General features: G+C 51.6%; 3 protein-coding genes and 3 pseudogenes. 4 read left to right on the top strand and 2 right to left on the bottom strand.

All coding sequences use genetic code 11. The annotated features are described in order from the left end of the window. Positions 1–119: 119 nt before the first annotated feature. Positions 120–386 (top strand): annotated as a pseudogene (locus ACTBDZ_RS14950) (TraB/GumN family protein); the annotation flags it as partial. 28 nt (positions 387–414) lie between these two features. Beyond that, positions 415–831 (top strand): annotated as a pseudogene (gene ybaK, locus ACTBDZ_RS14945) (Cys-tRNA(Pro)/Cys-tRNA(Cys) deacylase YbaK); the annotation flags it as partial. Here ybaK and ACTBDZ_RS14940 read toward each other — a convergent pair. Further along, positions 830–1,261: pseudogene (locus ACTBDZ_RS14940) on the bottom strand (metallophosphoesterase); the annotation flags it as partial. The pseudogenes ybaK and ACTBDZ_RS14940 sit on opposite strands and share 2 nt — an antisense overlap. Before the next feature lie 544 nt (positions 1,262–1,805). On the opposite strand from ACTBDZ_RS14940, the gene ybaL reads away from it, so the two are divergent. Continuing rightward, a complete protein-coding gene (ybaL, locus tag ACTBDZ_RS14935) occupies positions 1,806–3,494 on the top strand; it encodes a YbaL family putative K(+) efflux transporter (RefSeq protein ID WP_438815902.1) in 1,689 nt (562 codons plus the stop codon). 52 nt (positions 3,495–3,546) lie between these two features. Here the strand turns inward: ybaL and hemH are convergent, their stop codons facing one another. Further along, a complete protein-coding gene (gene hemH, locus ACTBDZ_RS14930; RefSeq protein ID WP_438815901.1) occupies positions 3,547–4,509 on the bottom strand; it encodes a ferrochelatase in 963 nt (320 codons plus the stop codon). Between the two features lie 270 nt (positions 4,510–4,779). On the opposite strand from hemH, the gene ACTBDZ_RS14925 reads away from it, so the two are divergent. Next, positions 4,780–5,125 (top strand): hypothetical protein (locus tag ACTBDZ_RS14925; protein ID WP_438815900.1); only part of this gene is annotated, 346 nt, incomplete at its 3' end.

The raw sequence follows: 5,125 nt of genomic DNA, 5'->3' as shown, positions 1-5,125 counted from the left end.
TTACGGATGGTAACGTGGGGAGTACTCATGCTGATTGGTCTGCAAAAAGCAGTAATAAATTCAGAACTTCAGAATACCGTCAAGTCCCGAAAAAAGAAAAATCAGGTGCGGAATGACGGTTGGATCACTGGCACGTTAATGCGCGTCTGCTTCAGGTGATGACCGGCTGGTGGCTGGAAGGACCGCCAGCAAAATCCGCTGCCGCTATTCCGGCGACGTTCAGCCACGCCTTGTCCGAGATATTGATGCGTCAGCGCAATACCCGCTGGCGCGATCAGTTACAAGCACTGCCGAGCGGACAGTATGTCGTGGCTGTCGGTGCGTTGCATCTGTACGGCGACAATAGCCTGCCTTCCCTGCTACAACCTGTTAATGCAAAGCAATAACGACGGGATTGATTAAGGAACGAGCACCATGACACCTGCAGTAAAACTTCTGGAAAAAAATAAGGTCGCTTCACAGCTTCACAGCTACGACCATGACCCAAACGAAACCAATTTTGGCGAAGAAGCCGCACGTAAGCTGGGGTTGAATAAAGAGCAGGTGTACAAAACCCTGCTGATATCGCTGAACGGCGATGCCAAACACTTAGCCGTTGCCATCACCCCAGTCTCCGGACAGTTGGATTTAAAGAAGGTAGCGCGAGCCTTTGGTGCCAAAAAAGCGGATATGGCCGACCCGATGCTGGCTCAGCGGGTTACGGGCTATCTGGTAGGCGGTATCAGCCCGCTAGGACAGAAAAAATTGCTGCCAACTGCCATCGATGAACCGGCGCAGCACTTCCCAGTGATCTACGTTTCCGGCGGCAAGCGCGGACTGGATATCGGGCTTGATAGATGTTGGCAGACAGCAGCGGGAATGTTGCCCACTTTTCTTGCTGCCGCAGTACCGAGAGCGGATTATCAAACTCATGGTTGCCAAGCGCCATGGCATCATAGCCCACCATATTCATGCCACGAAAATCGGGCTCTGCATCCTGCAAGTCAGATTCAGGCACCCCGGTGTTGATATCCCCGCCGGACAGCAGCAGCACGCTGCCGCCTTTAGCGGCTACCTCCTGACGAATCTGATCCACCAGCGTTTTTTGCGCTGCCAACCCATATTCGCCGTATTCGTTATGCCAGAAATGGCCGTGGTGATCGTTGGTGTGGAGGATGGTGATGTCATAGGTTTTATCTTTTTCCCACGCCAACGCCCCTGCCGAGGTAAAAACCAGCGACATCGCAATAGCACGTCCTAACGCTTTCGTTGCAAAACGCATGGAAATTCTCCGTTAAGTAAACAACCCTTGTTAAAATAATGCGATAGCAGCCCTCTGCCCGTCCTGATCTTAGTCAGGTACGCGCAGATTGAGATCTCCCTCCAGAATAGTGCACTTTTACTCAACGCTCGATTTCATTTGCACCCTGTGACCTGTATCACAAGAAAAACCGGCATTGCGCGCATGAATCACAAGAGAAAGCTGATGAAAATGGTCAGTTCATTTGATTCTGTTGTATTTATGTCATTTACCCCCGCTATTCTAAGGTTTTTAACGCAGAGAAACCGGTTCCCCTCAGCACACAGGATGAAAATGCAGCATAACAGACATGAGAAAGTATCTTCATGAGAGCAATAACGTTGGTTTATCAATGCTTATCTGACGAAAGCATCATGAAATCTATGTTAGACTTAGATTCAATGAGTAAACGAAGATTTTTACTAGAATACCCTCATTTTCCCAAGCAGGATTTCTTCAAATGAAATAGAATTTGTTCAAGAAGTCTGCTCATGAACGTTTTTCAACAATGGCAAAAGGAGTCGGGATGCATGCAACCACACCACTAATATCCACCATTGCCGTAGGGCTGGTCCTCGCGTTCTTGCTGGGGATTCTGGCCAATCGACTACGCATTTCCCCTTTAGTCGGCTATCTGGTCGCAGGGGTTCTGGTGGGGCCGTTTACCCCAGGTTTTGTCGCGGATACCGCGTTAGCACCTGAATTGGCTGAACTTGGGGTTATTCTGCTAATGTTTGGTGTCGGCCTGCATTTCTCGCTTAAAGATCTGATGGCGGTGAAATCCATCGCTATTCCTGGTGCCATTGCACAAATCGCCGTTGCCACGCTGCTGGGGATGGGCTTTTCCACCCTGCTCGGCTGGAGTCTGGCAAGCGGGTTGGTGTTTGGGCTGTGCTTATCCACTGCCAGTACCGTAGTGCTGCTGCGCGCATTGGAAGAACGGCAACTGATTGACAGCCAGCGCGGACAAATCGCCATTGGCTGGCTGATCGTAGAAGATTTGGCGATGGTGTTGACGCTGGTATTGCTGCCCGCGTTCCGTGACATGATAGGCGCTGAGCATGCTGATACCGGTAAGCTGATTCGTGACCTGGCCTGGACCATCGGTAAAGTGGTTGCCTTTATCACGCTGATGATTGTGGTGGGTCGTCGCCTGGTGCCCTGGGTGCTGGCAAAAAGCGCCGCTACCGGCTCACGGGAACTGTTTATCCTGGCCGTATTGGCGATGGCACTCGGTATCGCTTTCGGTGCCGTGAAGCTGTTTGATGTTTCATTCGCACTGGGTGCCTTCTTTGCGGGTGTGGTGCTAAACGAATCAGAACTCAGTCAACGCGCCGCCCACGATACGCTGCCACTGCGTGACGCCTTCGCCGTACTGTTTTTTGTTTCGGTGGGCATGCTGTTCGATCCGATGATTCTGGTGAACGAGCCGATGGCCGTCATCATTACGCTGGCTACTATCGTGTTCGGTAAATCAGCGGCCGCTTTTGTGCTGGTACGGCTGTTCGGCCATTCCAAGCGTACCGCACTGACCATCTCGACCAGCCTGGCGCAAATTGGCGAGTTCGCTTTTATCCTGGCAGGTCTGGGCGTTGTGCTCGGTCTCTTGTCTGAGCAGGGGCGCAATCTGGTGCTGGCAGGGGCGATTCTGTCGATTATGATCAACCCGCTGCTTTTTACTCTGCTAGAACGCTATCTGGAGAAAACAGAGACCATTGATGAGCAGATCGTGGAAGAAGCCATCGAAGAAGAGAAGCAAATTCCGGTTGATATGTGTAATCACGCCCTATTGGTCGGTTATGGTCGCGTTGGCAGCCTGATCGGTGCCAAACTGCATCAGGAAGGCATTCCTATTGTGGTCATCGAGAATTCGCGTGCGCGGGTGGATGCTCTGCGCGAGCAAGGCATCAAGGCCGTACTGGGGAACGCCACTAAAGTGGAAATCATGGAGCTGGCTCGGTTGGATTGCGCCCGCTGGCTGCTGCTGACCATTCCTAACGGCTATGAGGCAGGAGAAATCGTTGCGGCAGCGCGTGAGAAACGCCCGGATCTGGAGATCATTGCGCGCGCACATTATGACGATGAAGTCAGCTATATCACCGAACACGGTGCCAATCAGGTGGTGATGGGTGAACGCGAAATTGCCAACAGCATGATTACCCTACTACAGCTCGAGCAGGTAAAAGCTGAAGAACTAAAAGAGTGCCCGATTTGATACCGATGCGCAGCGGTAGCCCCGCTGCGCCCTTTTATCTGTCCTGTTTTAACTACTCGTCACGCACCAGCGCTTCAAACAAATCAATGTGCCGCGCATCATCATTTAACGCCGGAATATAAGCAAACTGTTCACCGCCAGCATGCAGGAAAATCTCCCGGTTCTGTTCCTGAATCTCTTCCAACGTTTCCAGACAATCGGCTGCAAACCCAGGGCAAATAACCTGAATGTGTTTGATCCCCTGCGCAGGTAATCCCTTTAATGTTTCATCCGTATAAGGGGTGAGCCAGGGTTCACGGCCAAAACGTGATTGGAAGGTTATTTGCACCTGTTCCGGTGCCAGCCCCAATGCAGCGCTCAGAGCCTGTGCCGTTGCCTGACAGCGCAGAGGATAGTCATCCCCCTCCGTAGCATAACGCACCGGAATGCCATGGAACGATATCACTAAACGGTCTGGCATGCCGTGCAGCGCAAATGACGCTTCCACACGCTGCTTTAGCGCATCGATATAGACCGGGTGCATCGCATAGTCGCGGATAAAACGGATACCGGGCACCTGGCGGCGCGTGCGCATTGCATCGGTCAGCCCATCCCATACCGCACCGGTGGTAGAGCAGGAGTATTGCGGATAGAGCGGCAGCACCACCAGTTGAGTGACACCTTGCGACAACAGGCTATCCAGCGCCGACGGCAAGCTCGGCGAACCATAGCTCATGCCAAGCGCCACCGGAATATCGTCGCCTAAACGGGCGGAGAGCGCGCATTCCTGACGTCGACTGAATGCCAACAACGGAGAACCGTCAACCGTCCAGATAGACTGATAGAGTTTGGCGACACGGGGAGAACGAAAAGGCAGGATCACGCCATTCAACAGCGGCCACCAGAGCCAGCGCGGCGTATCCACCACGCGTTTATCACTAAGAAACTGTGCCAGATAGCGTTTCACCGCCTGCGGCGTCGGGGCTTCGGGCGTCCCCAGATTCACCATCAGTACGCCCAATTTTTGTTGACTCATCGTCTGCCCTCACAAAAGGCTGCCTGTCGTACACCTAGCAGCGGTTATCGTTACCAGCGCTGAGTGTAGCGAAAATGTTGCCCGGACGGGATAGGGAAAACGATGTTATTACCGATACTTGCCATCGAAAGGATAGATAGCGCCATGGGTGAGCACAGGCGTATCGGCCGGGTTCTCTTTCAGGTAGAAGTGCCATGTAGAGTTTGTTAAGCTGCAAATAAGGTATTGATAAACAGGGTGTCATGTTCAGTCAAGGATGCATAAAGAACAATGACAATAATTGAGTCAGTGAAAACTGTAATTGAATTTCTTCTGGCAATACTGTCTGTTTTATCGTTGTTCAAAGATCCATCAATATTTTATTATTTGAATGATAACAAAGCAGCGGTAGCTGTCTCATTGTTACTCTATGTGGCGATCACCACCGCCTATTACCGCGTCAAAAAGCGAAAACCAGGAAAGTGGTCTATTACGTCAATGTGCATGATGTTTATCCGTCATTCCGCACCTACTTTAAGAATAAATTCGACGGTATCGCTCGCCGAGAACATCAACGATGGTCTTGTGAACAGAATTGAGGTTGGATACTTGTGGTGGTCTGTCACCAATACTGAAC

This window comes from Symbiopectobacterium sp. (genome assembly GCF_051710365.1).
Lineage (GTDB): Bacteria > Pseudomonadota > Gammaproteobacteria > Enterobacterales > Enterobacteriaceae > Symbiopectobacterium.
Note: the sequence above shows the minus strand (reverse complement) of the source record. Positions and strands in the feature narration are given on the sequence as shown.